General features: G+C 47.4%; 1 rRNA gene. It reads left to right on the top strand.

Annotated elements, in window-relative coordinates:
- Positions 1-133: 133 nt before the first annotated feature.
- Positions 134-587: ribosomal RNA gene (locus tag JMW64_RS13980) — 16S ribosomal RNA — on the top strand; the annotation flags it as partial.

Below are 587 nucleotides of genomic sequence, written 5' to 3'. Positions count from 1 at the left end.
TAACTATAAAAATTATCATTTAAGACAGCAGAAAAACTCAAAGTTAATTCATTACGAACATAATTTTTAGCGATTTTGCCAGATTAGATGAGCCAAGTTTAGAAGCTTCTTTAAAGAGCTTCATAGCAAGATTAAACTGAAGAGTTTGATCATGGCTCAGATTGAACGCTGGCGGCAGGCTTAACACATGCAAGTCGAGCGGTAACAGGAGAAGCTTGCTTCTCGCTGACGAGCGGCGGACGGGTGAGTAATACTTAGGAATCTACCTAGTAGTGGGGGATAGCACGGGGAAACTCGTATTAATACCGCATACGACCTACGGGAGAAAGGGGGCAGTTTACTGCTCTCGCTATTAGATGAGCCTAAGTCGGATTAGCTAGATGGTGGGGTAAAGGCCTACCATGGCGACGATCTGTAGCTGGTCTGAGAGGATGATCAGCCACACCGGGACTGAGACACGGCCCGGACTCCTACGGGAGGCAGCAGTGGGGAATATTGGACAATGGGGGAAACCCTGATCCAGCCATGCCGCGTGTGTGAAGAAGGCCTTTTGGTTGTAAAGCACTTTAAGCAGTGAAGAAGACTCC

Source organism: Psychrobacter immobilis (assembly GCF_904846065.1).
GTDB classification, from domain to species: domain Bacteria; phylum Pseudomonadota; class Gammaproteobacteria; order Pseudomonadales; family Moraxellaceae; genus Psychrobacter; species Psychrobacter immobilis_H.
This window is presented reverse-complemented; position numbering and strand designations above follow the sequence as displayed.